We start from the raw sequence: 19,733 nt of genomic DNA, 5'->3' as shown, positions 1-19,733 counted from the left end.
CGGCACTGACAATCGATCGGGCCGAGAGGGCGCGGCCTCTGCGCGCCACCGGCCGCGTAAACGTAAGCTGTGGCTCGTCAAACGGACCGGGCAGCGGGGATGGACATGGCGATGATGCGCCTGAGGCGCGAGGACCCGCGTGTCGTCGGCTCGTTCAGGCTTCACAGACGGCTCGGCGCGGGTGGTATGGGCGTGGTCTACCTGGGCTCCGACCGGCGTGGGCAGCGGGTCGCATTGAAGGTGATCCGGCCGGATCTGGCGGAGGATCAGGAGTTCCGGTCGCGGTTCGCACGCGAGGTCTCGGCCGCGCGGCGGATTCGTGGCGGGTGTACGGCGCGGCTCGTCGCGGCGGATCTGGAGGCGGACCGGCCGTGGTTCGCCACGCAGTACGTTCCCGGGCCCTCCCTGCACGACAAGGTCGCCGACGACGGGCCGATGGCCGCCGCCAATGTGGCCTCCGTGGGTGCCGCCCTCTCCGAGGGGCTCGTCGCGGTGCACGAGGCCGGTGTCGTACACCGGGACATCAAGCCGTCCAACATTCTGCTGTCCCCGAAGGGGCCGCGGATCATCGACTTCGGGATCGCCTGGGCGACGGGGGCGAGCACACTCACGCATGTCGGTACGGCTGTCGGGTCGCCGGGCTTCCTCGCGCCCGAGCAGGTGCGCGGGGCCGCCGTCACTCCTGCCACGGACGTGTTCGCACTGGGTGCCACGCTCGCCTACGCGGCGACCCAGGACTCTCCCTTCGGGCACGGCAGTTCCGAAGTGATGCTCTACAGGGTCGTGCACGAGGAACCCCAACTGCACGGCGTTCCGGACGCGCTGGCCCCCCTCGTACGGGCATGTCTGGCGAAGGACCCGGAGGAGCGGCCGAGCACGCTCCAACTGTCCCTGCGGCTCAAGGAGATCGCCTCCCGCGAGGCACAGGGGATGGCCGATGTCCGGCCGCCCGCGCCGCGCACCGATCCCGACCGGCCGACGGGGCGGCTCGCCGAGCAGTACGCCGAGCAGCGCACCCAGCGGCGTCCGCAGGGCACTCCCCCGCCCCGGACGGGCGGAACGAACGGTGGCGGCAGCGGTCCACGGTCGGGGGCGCGTCCCGCTCCCCCGCGGAACACCGGTCGCTCCGGCAGCAGGCCGACGCCCCGCAGTGGTACCGGGCGTCCGGCACCCCGGACCACCGGTACCGGCCGACGGCCCGCCAATCCGCGGCTGTTGCGTCAGCGGCTCTTCGTGTTCGTCGTGGTGACGTTGCTGGTCGCGCTGGGGATCGCGGCGGCGCAAGGGTGTCAGGGTCCGGCGCGCAGCCTCGAAGACGACGGTGGCGTACGGGAGGTCGTACGGCAGGAGCAGTCGTTCGAGCCGCCGCCCACAGGGGATCTGATGCAGCAGCAGTATCGGAGTGAGCTTCAGCAGGACGGCTAGGCGTTGTCGGGCCGATCAAGTCGGCTCTAGGGTCCGTCGGGCGGGAATCTTCGGGCAGGCCCCAGAACGGACTAGGGCTGTGGGCGGCCCGTCGCCACCGCGTAGAAGGCGACGGCCGCTGCCGCGCCCACGTTGAGCGAGTCGACGCCGTGGGCCATCGGGATGCGGACCCACTCGTCCGCCGCCATCAGGGCCTTCGTGGACAGGCCGTCGCCCTCCGCGCCGAGCATCAGCGCGACCCGGTCCATGCGGTGCGGGGCCGCCTCATCGAGGGACTTCGCCTTCTCGTCGGGGGTGAGGGCGAGAAGGTTGAAGCCGGCGTCGCGGACCGACTCCAGGCCCTTGGGCCAGGCGTCGAGACGGGCGTACGGGACCGCGAAGACGGCGCCCATGGAGACCTTCACGCTGCGGCGGTACAGGGGGTCCGCACAGTCCGGGGAGAGCAGGACCGCGTCCATGCCGAGGGCGGCGGCGGAGCGGAAGATCGCGCCGTCCATCTTCGGCTTAGGTCTGCGATGGGGGACAAGTGCCAAGACAGACGCAGGGGCCTCACGCCAAACCCCAAGTAGTCGTATAGCGGTCCGCCCAGATAGGGGTCCCCTTCGACAGCACCCGGCAGACGGAGTTTGCGAGTCCGAGTCAACGGGGCAAGCACCACGCGATGCGCGATCGCAATGATGGCCTGGCTGACCAAGTCCGTATATCCAACAGTCAACGGCAACCAGCGCGGAACCGTGAGGACAGGAGCCCCGGCGCCAAGGTTGAGCCGGTTCGAAATCGCGTCGGTCACAGACCGCTGGTCGAAGGCTTCGGCCCAGTTGGAGAGAGTCGGTCTCAACCCCCTCCTGATCTGTGAATTCCCTGTGAGTGTCGAGGTTGGCTCGATTCAAGCCGTGATCTGCTCCTGCCAATCTTGGCAGTTCGAAAGCGTTGACTTGCGGCGGTGTGACGACTTAAATCTTCACCCTGTAAAGATCTTTTAAGGGTGGGGTGGGGGCTATGGGGTGGGGTGTGTCGCACCGTGATGTCGGTGTGCACGAGAGACATAGCAAATACGCCGGACACGACGGGCGGGGTGCAAGACGGGTCCTCTCGGCGGTGGCGGTGACAGCGTTGCTGGCGGGGCTGCCGGTGTTGGGTGTGGGTGTGTCGGCGCCGGCTGCTCACGCGGACGCGACGTCGGAGGCACAGGCCGCTTCGGCGCAGGCGGCCGAGTCCGGGGAGCGGGTCGAGGTGGTGGGCCAGCGCACCGAGTACTCGACGACGTACGCGAACCCTGACGGACTGACCTTCAAGTTGGTGCAGTCGGCAGTTCCCGTACGGGCCGAGCTCGCTGACGGTTCGTGGGCAACCCCGGACGCGACGCTGGAGCGGCGAGCGGACGGTTCGATCGGGCCGAAGGCCGCGGTGCTGGGCATCTCGCTGTCCGGCGGTGGCGATGGCGCCGGTCTGGTGACGCTGTCCGAAGGCGGGGCGTCACTCTTTTTGGGCTGGCCCGGGAGGCTTCCGGAGCCGGTGCTGGACGGTGCCTCCGCGCTGTATGCGGACGTGCTGCCGGGTGTGGACTTGCGGATGATCGCCACCGTTGAGGGCATCCGGCAGGTGCTGGTGGTCAAGAGCGCGGACGCGGCCGCCAACCCGGAGTTGAAGAAGCTCGACTTCTCCATGCGTGCCGACGGTCTCACCGTGCGGGACGGGGGTGGTGGCCTGTCCGCGGTGGACGCCAATGGCAACACGGTCTTCCGCGCTCCGGCTGCGCAGATGTGGGACTCCGCAGGTGACCCGGCTTCCTCGTCGGAGACCGCGTCGCAGGCTTCGTTCCGCCTGGCGTCGGTGGATGATGAGCCTGCGGCAGCCGAGGACGGGTCCGGTGAGGCATCGGGAGACCCAACGGCGGGCCCGAGCGACGGTGACGCCTCCCTGATGTTGCCGGTGTCGGCGGACGCGGATTCGGTGACGGTGGTGCCGGACGCGAAGCTGCTGACCGGCGCGGACACGGTGTATCCGCTGTACATCGACCCGGATGTGTCCCTGAGCGAGTCGGAGCGCACGCTGCTGTCGTCCGACGGGGACAAGTTCTACAACTTCTCCGGTGGCGACGACGGCAAGGGCGTTGGCTACTGCGGTACCTATGTGACCGGCGGTTACGCCTACTACTGTGGTTCGGGCTACAAGAACCGGATGTACTTCGAGTTCTCGCCGAGCAAGCTGGCGGGCAAGCAGGTCCTGGATGCGACTTTCCGGGTCACGGAGCGGTTCTCGATGTCCTGTGAGCCGACTTGGGTGGACCTGGTGCGTACCGGGAACATCTCGTCGTCCACGACCTGGCCGGGCCCGACAGCGAACTGGGACCTGATGGTCGACCGGAATGTCTCGGCCGGCCGGGGTTCTGCCTGCGATCCGAGCCAGCCGGACGCGGCGATCGAGTTCAACGACAATCCGGATGAGACCAACGAGAACCTCACCTCGACGGTGAAGAAGTTCGCGGCCGGTGACTTCTCCCGTCTCACCTTGATGTTGAAGGCGCACGACGAGTCGGACCCCAATGGCTGGAAGCGTTTCGACGACGACGCGATCCTGGATGTGGACTTCGTGGGCATCCCGGCCAAGCCCACCGCGATCGGCCTGGTCACCGGCACCAGTACGCAGTGCGAGACCACGAAGAGCGACCCGCTGATCGTCTCGGACCCGACCCCGCAGTTGTCCGCGACGGTGCAGACCGCCAAGGGCGGTGAGGACGACGCTCTGCTGCGCGCGGCCTTCGACGTCGACAAGTACACCGCCAGCACTGATTCCTGGTCCGAGGCCGTCGACGAGATGGAACGGCCAACCAGTGGTCACGCCGTCGACAACACCAAGCTGTACGCGACCTCACCGACGCTGACCGACGGCACGCTGTACCGCTACCGGTCCTGGACCCGCTCGTACTACAACAGCTACAACAGTCATCTCTCCTCGGCGTCCAACGCCTCCACCACCGGCTGGTGCTACTTCAAGGTCGACTCGACTCGTCCGAAAGCCCCCGGCATTACGGTGGCCGGCCCGTACTCCCAGTGCACGGCCAATGCCTGCGCCCCGGGGGGCGGACCCGGCGTGAAGGCGTCCTTCACGTTCACCCCCCAATCGGGGGACACCAACACCGCTTACCAGTACAAGCTGTCAACCGCTACCTCATGGTCCTCCGCGATCTCCGGCGCGACGGTGAGCAGGGATATCACCCCGACCGCATCGGGTACGTACACCATCTACGTACGTGCCATGGACACCATCGGCTGGGGTGCACAGAACGCGATCGACTTCGTGGTCGCCGAGGGCTCAGGCCCGGTCGGACAGTGGCATTTCGACGAAGCCAGCGGCGTCGCGGTCGACACCTCGACGACGGTGACGGCCGACCAGGACAACGCCACTCTCTCCTCCTCCGGCGCCTCCCGCGACGGACGCGGCAGACGCGGCGTCATCACCAAGGACGCCAATGGCAACGACCTCAACACCCCAGTGACCGACACGGGGCTGACCCTTGACGGTTCGGCGGGCTACGCGGCGACCTCCGGCGCGGTGCTGGAGACCCGGGCTTCCTACACGGTGTCGGCCTGGGCCCGCATCGCCTCGTCCCCGGCGCACAACTACGCCGTCGTGTCGCAGGTGAGCAGTGATGCCACCGCGTCGGGCTTCTCGATCTACTACTCCACCTCCTACAAGGGGTGGATCTTCAACTGGCACTGGCGCGACTCCGCCGGAACCTCGCACATCATCCGTTCCTACGGCGACCAGACCTCGGTCCCGTTCGGTGTGTGGACTCATCTGGCCGGCGTCTACGATTCGGACGCCCACACCATCCAGTTGTACGTCAACGGCAAGCCGCAGGGGGCCCCGGTCGCGCTGGACACCGGACAGCCCACGGCCGCCAACGGCAGCTTCCTGATCGGCCGGACCCTCTACACCGCCGGATCTCCCACCGACTACTTTGGCGGTCAGATCGACGAGGTCCGGACCTGGCAGGCCAAGCTGACCGATGACCTGGTCTCCACGGACGCACGGCTGAAGAACTCCAACGGTTACGCGGGAGCCGAGCTGGTGGCCTCCTGGAACCCGGCCGATGCAAGCGGCCCCACCCTGGCGGACAGCGACTCCGGTTATGACCGCTCGCTGGCCCTTGCCGGTGGCGCCTCTCTCGACGGTGAGGGGATCGTGCTCGACGGAACGGACGACACCGCCACGGCTTCGGGGCCGCTGGTGGATGAGACCGGCTCGTTCACCGCGACCACCGCCGTGCAACTGGACAGTGACGCCTTGGCGGCCAAGACCATCGGTTACACCGCTCAGGTGGTCGGGCAACGCAGCGCCGACGGTTCCGCCTGGGGTTTCTGGTACGAGCTGAAGAACACCGATCCCGATCCGGAGACGGATAAGACGGTCCCGGTCGGCGTCTGGCACTTCGGACGCCTCAACGCCGACGGCACCTTCACCGGCGTCACCTCCGACGCGGCGGCCACTTTGGGCAGCCCGGTACGTATGACCGGCGTGTACGACGCCCAGTCCGGCACGATCAGCCTCTACCTCGGCCTCAACCAGAACGGGGGCGACACCGCCTACACGGCCGTCGTCGGATCCGGCGACTTCGCTGTCGGCAAGGGCTTCGCGAACTCTGCCTGGGGCCACTATCTGCCTGGATCCATCACCGATATCCGGGTTTGGGCCGGGGCGATGGCCAGCCAGGACCAGATTGCGAACACCGTCGGGGACTGATCCCGGCACAACACCGCACGGGCCGGGCGGCGGCAGGCGCCGCCGCCCGCCTCGCTCCTCTTTCCGCCGGCATCACTCATCACGCGGGCTGTGGCCCGTGCCGTCACCGGGTCTGCCGCGCGGCAGTGGTGATGTCTTGTGCAGCCCGCCCGCTCCGCTCTGGGACTTTCCTGATCCTTCTTCACCTGGGGGTTGTTTCGTGCGTACCCGAATACCAGTCCGTTGGGCGCCGCTCGTGGTGGCCCTCTCCGTGGCCCTGACCGTGCCGACTGCCCTGACGCCCGTCGCGGCTGCGGCGACGGGCGGCGGCCTGGGTAAGCCCGCGGTGGCCAAGCCGCGAGTGAGTAAGGTCCGGGCGGTGACCGGCCTGGGCGCCAAGGAGGCCCGCGCCACGGTCACCAAAGCCGAGGCCGCCAACGCCGCGCAGGCCAAGCGGGCAGCGACGGAGCAGACGGCGTCCTGGCCCACGGCGGCCGAGGACACCGCACAGGTGCCAGGGCAGGGGAAGGCGAAGTTCACGGCCGGCGGACTGCCCGTGACGATCGCTCAGCCCGGCGGCAAGAACGCTGTCTCGGGCCAGGCGCAGGTGCGTGTCCTGAGCCGTAAGGCCGCCGAGGAAGCCGGCATCAAGGGGGTTCTGCTCACGGCAGCTGCCGCCAATCCGGGCAAAGCTGAAGTGAGCGTGGACTACTCGGCATTCGCGTCGGCGTACGGCGGCGGCTGGTCAGGCCGTCTGCAGCTGGTCCAACTGCCCGCGTGCGCCCTGACCACGCCGGAGAAGACGGCGTGCCGGGTGCAGACGCCGCTCAGTTCACACAATGACATCTCCGGCCAGTCCGTTTCCGCCACCGTGGGTCTTGCCTCCACCTCCACGGCAACATCCAGCGCGCTGAGCGCTTCCCAGATGTCGGCCGCCACCTCCTCCTCGGCCACCGTCCTCGCGGTGACCGCGGCCTCCGGTGAATCCGCCTCAGGCTCGGGCAACTACTCGGCCACGCCGCTGTCGTCGTCTTCCACCTGGGAAGCGGGCGGCTCCTCCGGCGCGTTCACCTATTCCTACCCGTTGAGCACGCCTCCAGCCGCGGCGGGCCCCGCACCGACACTGTCGCTGTCGTACGACTCCGGCAGCTCGGACGGCAAGACGGCGTCCACGAACAACCAGTCCACGCAGGTCGGTGAGGGCTTCGACATCACGTCCTCCTACGTCGAGCGCTCCTACGGCGCCTGTGACGACGACGGCCAGGACACCAAGTACGACCAGTGCTGGAAGTACGACAACGCCTCACTCGTCCTCAACGGCCAGTCCAGCGAACTGGTCAAGGACGACACCACCGGCGTGTGGCGGCTCAGCAACGACGACGCGTCCACCGTCACCCACTCCACCGGCGCCGACAACGGCGACGACAACGGCGAGTACTGGACGGTGATCACGGGCAACGGCACGAAGTACGTCTTCGGACTCAACACGCTGAGCGGTGCCGACACCGAGCGGACCAACTCGGTGTGGACGGTCCCGGTCTACGGCGACGACTCCGGCGAGCCCGGCTACGACAAGGGCGACTCCTTCTCCGGCCGCTCCCTCAACCAAGCCTGGCGCTGGAACCTGGACTATGTCGAGGACCCGCTCGGCAACGCGATGACGTACTGGTACACCGCCGAGACCAACTACTACGCCAAGAACGGCGCCGACACCGCCACCACTGCGTACACCCGGGGCGGCTACCTCACCAAGATCCTTTACGGGCAGAACAAGGACACCTTGTTCAGCGGTGTCACCTCGGACAAGGTCACCTTCTCCTACGACGAGCGCTGCACCGCTTCCGACTGCTCTTCACTGAAGGACTCCACCGCCAACAACTGGCCCGACGTCCCCTACGACTCCATCTGCGGCAAGGACGCGGACTGCGACGCCAAGAGCCCTGCCTTCTTCACCCGCAAGCGCCTGACCGGCATCGACACCTACGCCTGGTCGGCCGCGTCAAGCGCCTTCACCGGCGTCGACTCCTGGGCGCTCACCCAGGCGTTCCTGGACGGCGGCGACATCGGTGACACCTCTGACCAGACGCTGGTGCTGAAGTCCATCAAGCACACCGGCAAGAACGGCACCGACATCGCCCTGGACCCGGTGACGTTCGGCTATCAGATGCGCGTCAACCGGGTCGACTCCAACTCTGACAACATCCTTCCGCTGACCCGACCGCGCATCGAGACGGTGACATCCGAGACCGGTGCGATCACCACGGTCACCCTCTCCGACCCGGAATGCGTCCGCGGCTCCAACATGCCGGCCGCCGAGGACAACGACACCAAGAGCTGCTATCCGACCTACTGGCACATCAACGGCGCCAGCGAATCGTCGGTCGACTGGTTCCACAAATACCGCGTGACGGCGGTCCTCTCCTCCGACCCGACAGGCCAGAACGTCGACGTCGAGCACGCCTACAGCTACTCCGCTCCGGCCTGGCACTACAACGACGACCCGATCACCCCCTCCGACGAGCGCACCTGGTCCATCTGGCGCGGCTACGGCAAGGTCACCGACACCACCGGCGACTCCGACGGCACCCAGTCCAAGACGGTGTCGCTCTACCTACAGGGCATGAACGGCGACAAGCAGAAGGACGGCACGACGCGTTCCGTCTCCGTCGCCGGCATCGACTTCACCGGCCTTGACGTGGCCGACCAGACCGACAGCGATCCGTACGCCGGCCAACTGCGCGAGCAGATCACGTACAACGGCTCGACGCCCGTGACGGTCACGGTCAACGACCCCTGGCTGAAGAAGACGGCCACCCAGCACAAGTCGTACGCCGACATCGAGGCGTACTACGTCCGCACCGCGAAGACCTACACCCACACCTACCTCACCACCGCGTCGAAGTGGCGCACCAGCACCACCTCCACCACCGACTTCGACGACTACGGCATGCCCACCAAGGTCTACGACGAGGGCGACACCGCCGTCACCGGCGACGAGACCTGCACCCGCACCTGGTACGCCCGCAACGACACCGTGGGCATCAACTCCCTGGTCTCCCGCACCCGCACGGTCGGCCAGGCATGCTCGGTCACCGAAACCTCCCTGTCCCTACCGGCCTCCACCACCGCACGCGGTGACATCCTGTCCGACACCGCCACCGTCTACGACAACAGCACCGCCACCGCCTGGACCGACTCCCAGACCCCGACCAAGGGCGAGCTGACCTGGACCGGCCGAGCCTCCGCCTACCCGGCCACGGCCAGCAACGGGGAGCGCCTCCCGAGCGCCTGGCAGACACTCTCCAAGCTGACGTACGACACACTCGGCCGCGTTCTCACCTCGACCGACGCCGGCAGCAACACCACAACCACCGTCTACACCCCCACCGCCGCCGGCCCGCTGACCAAGACCAAGGTCACCAACCCCAAGACCCAGAACACCTACACCTACGCCGACTACGCCCGAGGCACACCCACCAAGGTCTACGACGCCAACAACAAGATCACCGAGAGCACCTACGACGCGCTCGGCCGCAAGACCGCCACCTGGCTGCCCAACCGCTCCCGGTCAATGCCGCAGAGCCCCAACTACACCTACACCTACTCCGTCTCCAACAACGCCCCGTCGTGGACGTCCACGTCAACGCTCAAGGCCGACGGCATAACGTACAACACCACGTACACCCTCTACGACTCCCTGCTGCGCACCCTCCAGACGCAGTCGCCGACAGTGCTCGGGGGCAGGTTGCTGACGGACACGCGCTACGACAGCCGGGGTCTGGCTTACGAGACGTTCGCCGACATCTTCGACTCGACGGCGACCCCGTCCGGCACCTACACGCGGGCGGCGTACGGCGAGGCGCCGAAGCAGACCGAGATCGTCTTCGACGGCGCCGAGCGCCCCACGTCGAACACCCTGCTCGTCTACGGCGTGCAGAAATGGTCCACGTCCAACAGCCACACCGGTGACTCCACCGCGACCACCGCCGTCTCCGGCGGTTCGGCGGTCCGCACCATCACCGACGCGCGGGGCCGGACGGTGGAAAGCCGCGAGTACTCCGGCACATCCCCGGCCGACACCGGCTACGGGGCCACCACCGGCGCCGCGTACACCTCCACCGCGTACACGTACACCCGCGACGGCAAGCAGTCCACGATCACCGGCCCCGACAGTAGGTGGTCCTACTCCTACGACCTCTTCGGCCGTCAGACCTCCGCCACCGACCCCGACAAGGGCACCGCCACCACCGGCTACACCAAACTTGACCAGACCTCCTGGACCAAGGACGGCGCCGGCCGGGTCACCATCTACGCCTACGACACGCTCGGCCGCACCACCGACACCTGGAGCGCCGCCGCGACCGCCGACCTGACCTCCACACTGGAGGAACAGGTCGACGCAAACAAGCTCACCCACTACGCCTACGACACCGAGGCCAAGGGGCAGGTGGACTCCTCCACCCGCTACGTCGGCGGAGTCTCCGGGAGTGCCTACACCAAACAGGTCACGGAATACGACAGCCTCTACCGCGCGACCACCACGCAACTGGTTCTGCCCACCGAAGACGCCCTGGTCAAGTTGGGCGCGGTCCCGTCCTCGACCCTGACCTTCTCGACGAACTACAACATCGACGGCACCCAGCAGTACACCTCCGAGCCCGCCGCAGGCGGTCTCAGCGCCGAAATCATCAACACTGACTACAACGGCCTGGGTCTGCCCACCGCCGTCAACGGCACCACGGGCTACCTGCTGGGCGCCAGCTACTCCGCGCTCGGCCAGACCGAACAGCTCACTCTGGGCACGTCCTCCGCAGCCGGCACCAAGAAGGCGTACATCAACAACAAGTACGAGGAGGGCACCGACCGGCTGAAGGAGTCCTCGGTCACCGACCAGACCCACAGCTACCTACTGCAGGACCTCAACTACACCTACGACGACGCCGGCAACGTCACCGCGATCAGTGACCCCACCCCCCTGGGCGGCACGGGCTCAGCGGACAACCAGTGCTTCACCTACGACGGCTACCGCCGCGTGACCAACGCCTGGACCCCGTCCACAGCCGACTGCTCCACCAGCAAGCGCACCACCGCCAACCTCGGCGGCGCCAGCCCGTACTGGACCTCCTACACCTATACCGACTCCGGCCTGCGCTCGACCGAGACCACCCACACCACCAGCGCAGACACCAAGAAGACCTACTGCTACAGCGCCACCAAAGTCCACCAACTCGCCGCCACCACCACCGGCAGCACCTGCACCGGCGTCACCGCCACCTACGGCTACGACACCACCGGCAACACCACCACCCGCCTCGACGGCACCGCCTCCCAAACCCTCGCCTGGGACAACGAAAGCCGCCTGAACAAGCTGGTGGAAGGCAGCAGCACCACCGGATACGTCTACGACGCCGACGGAAGCCTGCTCATCCGCCGCAACACCGCGGGCGAGACGGTCCTCTACCTCGGCGCCACCGAGGTCCACCTGGACACCAGCACCTCCACCGCCAAGTACTGGGCCCAGCGCTACTACTCGGCCGGCTCCGCCGTCATCGCCGTCCGCAGCAACAAGTCCGGCACCTCGACCCTCTCCTACCTCGCCGCAGACCAGCACGGCACGTCCAGCCTGGCCCTCGACGCCACCACACAGGCCGTGACCAAGCGCTACACCACCCCCTTCGGTGCCTCCCGCACCGGCGGCACAGGAGTCTGGCCGGACGACAAGTCCTTCCTCGGCAAGACCGCCGACTCCTCCTCCGGCCTCACCCACATCGGCGCCCGCGAATACGACCCGGTCCTCGGCCGGTTCATCAGCGTCGACCCACTCCTGGAAACCGACAAACCCCAGACCCTCAACGGCTACACCTACAGCGCCAACAACCCCGCCACCTTCTCCGACCCCACCGGCCAAGGACTCGCCTGCGGCCCCGGCTTCGACGTGGGCTGCGGCAACGGCGTCGTCACCCATGGCGACGGCAGTAAGTCCAAGAACGGTCAGCCAACCGGCGGCGGAGTAGCGCCCGGGTACGGTGGTACCGCCAGCGTTGGCGGCAACGGAACCATCCCTACGCTACCCATCCAGAACCCCCTGGCCCCCGCCTCGCTGCAGGGCGCTATACCGTACGCAGTTAGCGGCGAGGTATTTGATGAAACGAAACTCGTAAGGGCATTTGCCTGGGCGCTCGGTGGAATTCTGAGTCAGCTCACAAAAGAGCCAGAACCTACCACGATGTGCAACCCCGACGGCTCCCACTGCGAAGAAGTGACTCCACTCACCGGAACCTTTGCGGGTGGGGGTGGGCTTCTGGGCAGCGGAGCCGGAGCGGCTAGGCCGGTTCCAAAGGATGTGGATGCGCCGAGCGACAGCAACCTGGTTCGAGTCGGCCGCTGGATGTCGGAGGAGGAGCACAGTGCCATGAAGGACAAGGGCGTTGTCCAGGAAGGTGCTGGCGGTACGACCTATGTAGCGCATCCTGCAACCCCTGAGGCATACGGTCGTCAGGCCGCGCCGGGTACGGGATACGTGGAGTTCGACGTCCCAGGTATTTCCTTGTACGCGGCGGGTGAGCCCGGCTGGGCGCAGATACCCGGCCCGAACTCGCTGCAGGGCAGACTCGCGCTGCGCCGTGGGCAGCCGATACCGCAGTTCCCGCCTGCCTCGAACATCAAGTGGCTGATGGGAAAGTGATGACGAGTAAAGAAGTACTTTTCGCCGGCCTGCGGGCCTGGGCCGCGGACCGCTCCACAGCGTTGGCGAGCGATGGAATTGCATTGCAACTGGACGACTCCCGCTCGCAGTGGAGCAAAGCGAGCATGTCGCTCTCTCTCGACGGGGAGGAGCGAATCAGCCAACTGACCGTGTGGGCCACTGGAGAGGCTCAACTGGAGCGCGCAGAGATCGGCACGGGCTTGGTCCGCAACGAGCGCTGCGACTTGGCCTCGCTCGAAGACCTGGGCCAGGCGCTCGACGACCTCCTGCGATGGCAACGCGGCGACAGGGCGGCGAGTTCGTGAGGCCAAGCCAGCGATGGTGCCAGGGCAGAGATGATCCGTTGGCCTACTTGGCCCTAACTGCCCCGCGTGATGCTGGGCCTGGCCGCTTCGTAACTGGTGCTCCGTTTTCCCGAAATTGATTTCGGCGTGAAGGTCAACCCGAAGTCTCCATGGTGGTCCGTCGGTTCATCCGGCGGACCACTGTGGCTCCTGGTGTCAGCCGAGATGGGGGCCCGTACTCATCAGAGTTGCAGGCAGTGCCGCAGACGGAGCCTTCTGAGCTGGTGAACATGAATCGGAACTCAGGGATATCCCGTGGGGCAGTGATGTCAAGATGAACTTTTTCCCGAGGAGGTGTGAAGTCGTGGCCAGGTCAGTGGATATCGACTTCTCATTCCAAAAGCCGATCGACGTTTCCGTGACGCTACGTACTTTGCTGGTGGCGGGTATGAGGCCATCGGAAGCGGGCGAGGTGGCCTATGTGATCGACAAAGACGGAATGTTCGACTGGCAGAGGTCGGCGGCTAGCCAGCTGGATGAAGTCATCTCTAAGATGGCGGAGTCACGCTGGGCCGACCGCGTTGTAGGAATCACGCTACTTTTCCCGGAGGCGGACCCCGGAGGGGATTTCCTATCTCACCCGGACCGCACATCGTTCTCCTATGTGATCGGCGTCAATCCGAAATATCTACCAGGCTCCTCCCGATTTTGCGACATCGGCTGGTACCTGGAGAGGCTGGTTCCTCGGTTTGATCCATTGGGCCTATCGGAGATTGAAACGCGAGATTCCCCGTAGTGTGCGACATCCCGTGAGTTCTTCTGAGCCGCGCTGAGTCCCTGGCCACGTGGCCAGGGGGTTCTTCCTCCTTCGGGTGCTCTGTGGCCTTGCGACGTAACTTCGGGATTCTTGAAGCGTTCTCACCTTGTCCGACCGATCCGTAGTCGGGCCGAAGGCGAGGAGGCTCGGGTTGGCGGCGCTGGCAGTCGTACGGGACCTGCGTGAGCACTGGGCGCCCGTGTCGGCGGAGGAGCTGGAGCGGTTCGAGACCGACGTGCTGTTGGGGTTTGTCCTTGCGCGGGCCTCGGCTGGCCTGGCGGACGGCACGATCCGTGGGGACGTCGGGCACCTGGACCAGATCAGGTCCTGGTTCGGCCGGCCCCTGTGGGACATGGAGCCCGCTGACGCTGACGCGTACTTCGAGAAGGTGCTGCGGAGCTCTCCCAGCGGCACTCGGCTGGCCCGGTCGCAGGCGCTGACGACGTACTTCATGTTCCTGGAGCTGCGGCACAAGGTCGAGCTCCACCGGATGACCGGCCGGGTCGTTGAGTGCCCGATCGACGAGATGAACCGGCCGCGTGGGGCCAAGGACGCCCACCTACGGATCCCGCCGAGCGAGCCGGAGGTCGGGACACTGTTCACGGGCTGGGGCGGCGAGCTGGCGACGTGCCGCAAGCTCGCCCCTACGGCCAGGAACTACACCGCCTCGAAGCTGATGTCCCAGGTCGGCCTGCGGGTGAGCGAGGCATGCAAGCTCGACCTGGCCGACATCAAGTGGGACCTGGGCCGCTTCGGCAAGCTCCACGTTCGCCACGGCAAGGGCGCCCGTGGATCGGGGCCACGAGAGCGGATGGTGCCGCTGATCAACGGTGCTGATCGGACGCTTCGGTGGTTCATCGAGGACATCTGGGGCCAGTTCGACGACGATCACGCACGCCCTGGTGCCCCGCTGTTTCCCTCCGAGCGCAAGAGCACCGATGGCTCCTCCCGCCGGGTGGGCGACGACGCCCTGCGAAGCGGGCTCAAGGACGCGGCCAAAGCGCACCTGCCGGGGTGGGGCGAGACGCTGACTCCGCACGTCCTTCGGCACTTCTGCGCGTCCCAACTCTATGGAAACGGGCTTGACTTGCTCGCAATCCAGGAGGTTTTGGGGCACTCCTGGATCGCTACGACCATGCGATACATCCACGTGCAGCAGACCCGGGTAGAAGATGCCTGGGTCGCCGGGACGGAACGGGCCACGAAACGGCTGGAAGGACTGGTCCGATGAGGTGGAACCTACGGCTGACCGCCGCGAACAAGGGCGTCTGGAAAGCCTCCGAGCTCCAGCGGAGCCTGGCAGAGCACGGCCTGGTGATCTCGGCCGGGAAGATGTCCGGACTGTGGTCCGGCCAGCCCGTTTCACTCAAGCTGGAGGACCTTGACGTCATTTGCGTCGCCCTCGGCTGCGAGATCAGCGATCTGCTGATCCCCGAGCCGGAGAAAGTCCGGCGCTCCGGCGAAGAGACCGGCCTGCAGGCCGCCGTTGCGGCTGGCCCGGCCCCGGTGGTGGTTCCGCGTCGCCGTGACGGCCGGTCTCTGCCGCCGATGTGATGGCCTACGTTCTGCCGGCGGGCAAGTGCAAACCGCCAGCCAGTTGCCCGACTGCTTCGGCTGGGGCGTGCTGCCCGGCCGCGCCTGCGGCGCATGCGAGAGTTTCCGCCGCGACGAGGAGCCTGCCGAATGCAGCGGCTGTCGGCGAACAGTGCGGTTGAAGAAGGGGTACTGCCGTCTGTGCTGGCATCAGGCGAGCCAGGACGCCAGGGGGCAAGTCACCGTCTTGGAGCCCTACTTGGAGAAAGTGCAGCATCATCAACTGTTTTTCACCAACCTCCACCGTCCGCGTCAGCCCGGCCCTCCCAGAGGTAAGCAGGGACGACGTCGGGGTCGCCCGCGCCATCCCGACCCGACCCCCTGTCGGCGTACTCACGTATGTGCAGAACCGCGTACGGATGAACGTGCAGAGCAAGTAGCCGCCGGCTGGCGCTGATTGTCATGCGAGAGGATGGGTCGGTGGATCTTCGTTACTTCAATCAGACCGACTGGACCGCCATCTTCAGTGGCACGGAAACCGAGATCGGCCGCATGGTGCGGGTGGAGGCCTGGGACCCGGCAACCGGCCGGTCTCCGGCTGGCTCCAGCCGCTGCTGTTCGAAGCCCGCCGAGATTTCACCCGGTTCAATCGCCAGGAACATGCCCGGCTCGACAACCCGTGGCTGGCCTGGGCCCGGCATACCGCACATCGTCTCGGCGAAGCACATGGCTGGCCTCGCGGTGTCCGCCTCGACGTCGGCCGAGCCCTGGTCATCGTGCTGTCCAGCCATGTCAGCGGCGAAGTCGTGCGGCACTCCGAGATCTTCCCGGCCCTGCAATCGCGCGTGCTCAGCGTCCAACGCACAGTGGAAGTACTCGCCGACATCGGCGTCTTCCACGACGACCGGACGCCGTCGTTCGAACAGTGGCTGGAGCGCAAGCTTGAAGGCATCGGCCCCTGGAATCCGCCGCGACGTGGAGCACTGGGCCCGCCTCCTGCACGACGGTGGCCCCAGGTCCCAGCCCCGCGACGAAGCCACGGTCTGGGGCTACCTCAACCGGATCCGGCCCGTCCTGCTGGAGTGGTCTGTCCCCTACGGCCATCTGCGCGAGGTGACACGCGACGACGTCCTCACCCAGCTCGATGCCCTCCACGGCAGCCAGCGACGGCACACGCTCATCGTGCTGCGGTCGCTGTTCGGCCGAGCGAAGAAGAGCGGCACCATCTTCAAGAATCCGACCAGCCGCATCCGCGTTGGCCAGCACGAGTACGGCATCCTGCAGCCCCTGGAGCCCGAGCACGTCAACAACTCCGTTGCCGCGGTCGCCAAGCCGGCGGACCGGCTGGTCCTCGCGCTCGCCGCGGTGCACGCCGCGCGATCCGGTGCGATCCGGCGCCTTCAACTCGACGACCTCGACACCGGCAATCGCAAGCTCGTGATCGACGGCCGGGTCCGGCCTCTGGACGCGCTGACACTGCACGTCGCCCGCGAGTGGCTGGACCACCGACGCTGCCGCTGGCCCGACACTGCTAACCCGCACCTGTTGATCAACAAGTTCACCGCCTTGGGCACCGGTCCGGTCAGCGCGGTCTCCTTGACCACACCGCTTCGCGGCCAGGCCGCTACCCTGGAACAGTTCCGCGTCGACCGGCAGCTCGAAGAAGCCCTCGTCCATGGCCCCGGCCCCCTCCACCTCGCCGAGGTCTTCGGACTCGATGCGAAGACCGCGATTCGCTACACGGACTCCGCGCAGGCTCTGTTGGAACAGGCCGTTGAACAGCAGCTTCGATGAAACCTGCTCGACCGGACGCACGATGAAGGCAATCATGAGCGAGTGACCTCGACCGAAGCAGCAGCAACCGCTCTACAGGACCATGCCGTCCTCTGGAGCATGGGCGAGATCCGCGCAACCGACGTCGTCACTGCCGCCTGTGATGCACTCGTTGCCGGCCTCGACAGTCCTGCCCTGCGGATCTTGGCCGCGTGCACACGCGCGGAGGCGGATTACGACGTCCCCGACCTCCTTCCACCGGCACTCGACGAACTGGGCCTCACCTTCCACCCAGCGGGCAGCGTTGCCGGACAGGAAGCCGCCGCGCGAGCACTTGCCGCCCGGATGCTGGCCGGCGAACTGACACCACGCGAGCTGGCCTTCCGGATCCACCAGCGCTTCGGACACGAGCTGCCTCTGACCGAACGACTCGCCAACCTGGACGACGACTACGACGTCCTCGAATACGGCGACAGAACACAGGCACAGGTCGACGCCGAGGTCACGACCGAAGCTCGTAGGCTTGCACAGCATCCTCGTGTTCCAACCGAACTCACGGATCTACCCACCTGAAGCAGACCGGTGGACCCGTGGGTTCAAGCTGAAGGACCTTCGGCTTCCTTGAGCCCACGGGGATCCCGGGGGTCCAGCAAGGTGAGCCCAAAAGCCGCCACGGGGTGATCTTGGTGAATCAGCAGTGCAGCTCGGCGGAGTGGTGCTCGTCTTCCTGAATAGCCCCTGGCCGGAGCAGGGTGACCGAGGTCAGTCGATGTCGGTGCCCGTCTCCAGAGCCTTTCGGGCATTGTTCCTGAGGTTAGCGAAGGGCAGGGCTCCGCCGTGGAGTTCTTTGAACTCGTCGATCAGGTCCTGCTCAGCCTCACCGCGTCGTCCTCGGTCATCGGCCGCCAGGCCACGAGCAGTGCGTCCGAGTCGACCAGCTGCCAGATGTAGCGACCGCCCCAGTGGCCGGCCAGCAAACCGGTGCCGTGGCGGCGGTAGTCGGCAAGCCTCTGATTCAGTCCGTCCTGGCCCGCGGCCTTGCCGATGTACACGATCGCTGCCCCGTCCACCCAGGCATCGCCGAGCTTGCCGGCCGTCACGGATGGGTCGCGGCCTTTGAGGTGTCCGGCGGGGCTGGTGGGGAGAAACGACGGGGGCGAGGTGTCCGTGCGGATCACCACGTAGAGTCCGGGCCCGGTGGGAACGTTGCTGTCAGGGTGTTCACGGAACGGCACGAAGCCGCGGAAGCCGCGTTCAGTCAGGGTCTTCTGCGTCAGCTCTGATGTCGGGCTCATGCCAAGCATCGTGCCAGGCACATCTGACAGTCCTCGAGCGCTATGCCCGCCCCGGCGTCGACGAGGTCGCCGGGCACGTTGCCGAGCGCGACCCCGCCGCTCACCGCCGGAGGATCTGAGCTCACGACTCGGCTTCCATCGCCCGGAGTCGGGCCTCGGCGTCGGCGACGACCCGCCCCGATTCCTCGGTCAGCCGTCCGTCTGCGTCAGTGATCAGGCAATCCATGACCCTGACGGCGAGGCCGTCGAGATCGACCATCGCCGCCACTTCTGCGCGCTGACGGGAGTCGTATCGGGCGAAGTCGTCGCACGCTTCGACCAGCGTGGTGAATGACGGGAGCCGTCTCACAAGCTCGGACCGGAGGTCCTGCAGGACGCGCTGCATGTCTTTGCTGCGCTCATGCAGCGCGGGCGCCTCCTCCTGCCTCATCCTCGTCTCCGCCTCGCGCCGCTCCAGGTCTCGTGTCTTCTTCTGCTGGCCGTCTTCGAGCGCCTGAGCCTGCCACGTCGCGATGACTTCCCGCGTGAGGCTGGCCGAAGTTGTCTCGATCTTGTTCAGCAGCCTCTTCCCGGCCGCCCTCCCGCCTCCGCCCGCGCCAATAGGCCCGCGGCCAAACCACGCTTCCGTGGCGTTGCGAGCCGCCGCCCCGTGCAGTGTCTTGATCGCCCTGCCGGTAAAGGCGGAGGCGAAGGTTCGCACCACGCGAAAGGGACCTGCCTTGGCAGCGTGACCAACAACGAGCGGGACGATGAACAGGAGCGCGCCGCCTGCCAGCACGCGGACGGCCGGCGGCACGGTGATTTTGCGCGGCTGCCGAGCCCGATGATCATGAGGTGGCCGGTGCCTGCTGCTGCATCCTCTCCCGCTCCTGCTGTGCTGGTGAAGCTGGGTCCGCTAGACACCGGCCGGATCGCCGACCTGTGCCCCTACTTCGACTCGGTGCCCGACCCGCGCGCACGGCGGGGCCGGTGGTACTCGCTGACGGCGATCCTGCTGGTGTGTGCCTGCGCGGTCATCTCGGGAGCGAAGAGCATCGACGAACTCGCCGAGTGGGGCCAGCGTGCCTCGAACGCACTCCTGCCAGTGATCGGGATCCAGCGTCACCTGCTCAGATGGCGGCGCACTCCGTCGCCGGCCACGATCGGCCGTGCGCTGGGGGCTGGGGGCTGGGGGC

Annotated in this window: 13 protein-coding genes and 1 pseudogene; 10 read left to right on the top strand and 4 right to left on the bottom strand. The window is 66.9% G+C overall.

What is annotated here, in order from left to right; all coding sequences use genetic code 11:
- Positions 1-99 precede the first annotated feature (99 nt).
- Positions 100-1,425: a serine/threonine-protein kinase gene (locus AB0N66_RS23305; RefSeq protein ID WP_365438637.1), complete on the top strand. Its 1,326-nt coding sequence runs from the start codon at positions 100-102 to the stop codon at positions 1,423-1,425.
- A gap of 71 nt (positions 1,426-1,496) precedes the next feature.
- On the opposite strand, the pseudogene AB0N66_RS23300 reads toward AB0N66_RS23305, so the two are convergent.
- A pseudogene (locus tag AB0N66_RS23300) lies at positions 1,497-2,003 on the bottom strand (RNA methyltransferase); the annotation flags it as partial.
- A gap of 520 nt (positions 2,004-2,523) precedes the next feature.
- Between AB0N66_RS23300 and AB0N66_RS23295 the strand changes: the two are divergent.
- From AB0N66_RS23295 to AB0N66_RS23270, 6 genes are all read left to right on the top strand, one after another.
- Positions 2,524-6,171, top strand: a complete 3,648-nt coding sequence (locus tag AB0N66_RS23295; RefSeq protein ID WP_365438323.1) for a LamG domain-containing protein — start codon at positions 2,524-2,526, stop codon at positions 6,169-6,171.
- A gap of 262 nt (positions 6,172-6,433) precedes the next feature.
- Positions 6,434-12,835, top strand: coding sequence for an RHS repeat-associated core domain-containing protein (locus AB0N66_RS23290; RefSeq protein WP_365438635.1), 6,402 nt, complete (start codon positions 6,434-6,436; stop codon positions 12,833-12,835).
- A gap of 125 nt (positions 12,836-12,960) precedes the next feature.
- Positions 12,961-13,161: a hypothetical protein gene (locus AB0N66_RS23285; RefSeq protein WP_365438320.1), complete on the top strand. Its 201-nt coding sequence runs from the start codon at positions 12,961-12,963 to the stop codon at positions 13,159-13,161.
- 343 nt (positions 13,162-13,504) lie between these two features.
- Positions 13,505-13,936: a hypothetical protein gene (locus AB0N66_RS23280; protein ID WP_365438317.1), complete on the top strand. Its 432-nt coding sequence runs from the start codon at positions 13,505-13,507 to the stop codon at positions 13,934-13,936.
- Positions 13,937-14,108: 172 nt separating this feature from the next.
- Entirely contained in the window at positions 14,109-15,188 is a 1,080-nt protein-coding gene (locus tag AB0N66_RS23275; RefSeq protein WP_365438314.1) for a site-specific integrase, read from the top strand.
- On the top strand, positions 15,185-15,511 hold the full coding sequence (locus tag AB0N66_RS23270; RefSeq protein ID WP_365438311.1) for a helix-turn-helix transcriptional regulator: 327 nt from the start codon (positions 15,185-15,187) through the stop codon (positions 15,509-15,511). Before AB0N66_RS23275 ends, AB0N66_RS23270 begins: the two co-directional genes overlap by 4 nt.
- Positions 15,512-15,990: 479 nt before the next feature.
- Here the strand turns inward: AB0N66_RS23270 and AB0N66_RS23265 are convergent, their stop codons facing one another.
- The gene (locus tag AB0N66_RS23265) at positions 15,991-16,389 is read right to left on the bottom strand and encodes a hypothetical protein (RefSeq protein ID WP_365438308.1); all 399 of its coding nucleotides are present in this window, start codon (positions 16,387-16,389) and stop codon (positions 15,991-15,993) included.
- Between the two features lie 43 nt (positions 16,390-16,432).
- On the opposite strand from AB0N66_RS23265, the gene AB0N66_RS23260 reads away from it, so the two are divergent.
- Complete coding sequence (locus AB0N66_RS23260) at positions 16,433-17,284, top strand: hypothetical protein (RefSeq protein ID WP_365438305.1); 852 nt, start codon at positions 16,433-16,435, stop codon at positions 17,282-17,284.
- A gap of 42 nt (positions 17,285-17,326) precedes the next feature.
- Complete coding sequence (locus tag AB0N66_RS23255) at positions 17,327-17,836, top strand: hypothetical protein (protein WP_365438302.1); 510 nt, start codon at positions 17,327-17,329, stop codon at positions 17,834-17,836.
- A 287-nt stretch (positions 17,837-18,123) separates the two neighbouring features.
- Here the strand turns inward: AB0N66_RS23255 and AB0N66_RS23250 are convergent, their stop codons facing one another.
- Together AB0N66_RS23250 and AB0N66_RS23245 are read right to left on the bottom strand one after the other, a co-directional pair.
- Positions 18,124-18,558, bottom strand: a complete 435-nt coding sequence (locus tag AB0N66_RS23250) for a hypothetical protein (protein WP_365438299.1) — start codon at positions 18,556-18,558, stop codon at positions 18,124-18,126.
- Positions 18,559-18,679: 121 nt separating this feature from the next.
- Complete coding sequence (locus tag AB0N66_RS23245; protein ID WP_365438296.1) at positions 18,680-19,354, bottom strand: hypothetical protein; 675 nt, start codon at positions 19,352-19,354, stop codon at positions 18,680-18,682.
- A gap of 78 nt (positions 19,355-19,432) precedes the next feature.
- Here AB0N66_RS23245 and AB0N66_RS23240 point away from each other — a divergent pair.
- A partial coding sequence (locus tag AB0N66_RS23240) for a transposase family protein (RefSeq protein ID WP_365438293.1) occupies positions 19,433-19,733 on the top strand: 301 nt, incomplete at its 3' end.

It is taken from the genome of Streptomyces sp. NPDC093544 (assembly GCF_040683495.1).
In the GTDB taxonomy this organism is placed as follows: Bacteria; Actinomycetota; Actinomycetes; order Streptomycetales; family Streptomycetaceae; genus Streptomyces.
This window is presented reverse-complemented; position numbering and strand designations above follow the sequence as displayed.

Coding starts and splice junctions, on each gene's coding strand:
- AB0N66_RS23285 (WP_365438320.1), top strand. CDS start 12,961: ATGTCGCTCTCTCTCGACGGGGAGGAGCGAATCAGCCAACTGACCGTG.
- AB0N66_RS23250 (WP_365438299.1), bottom strand. CDS start 18,558: ATGAGCCCGACATCAGAGCTGACGCAGAAGACCCTGACTGAACGCGGC.
- AB0N66_RS23270 (WP_365438311.1), top strand. CDS start 15,185: ATGAGGTGGAACCTACGGCTGACCGCCGCGAACAAGGGCGTCTGGAAA.
- AB0N66_RS23305 (WP_365438637.1), top strand. CDS start 100: ATGGACATGGCGATGATGCGCCTGAGGCGCGAGGACCCGCGTGTCGTC.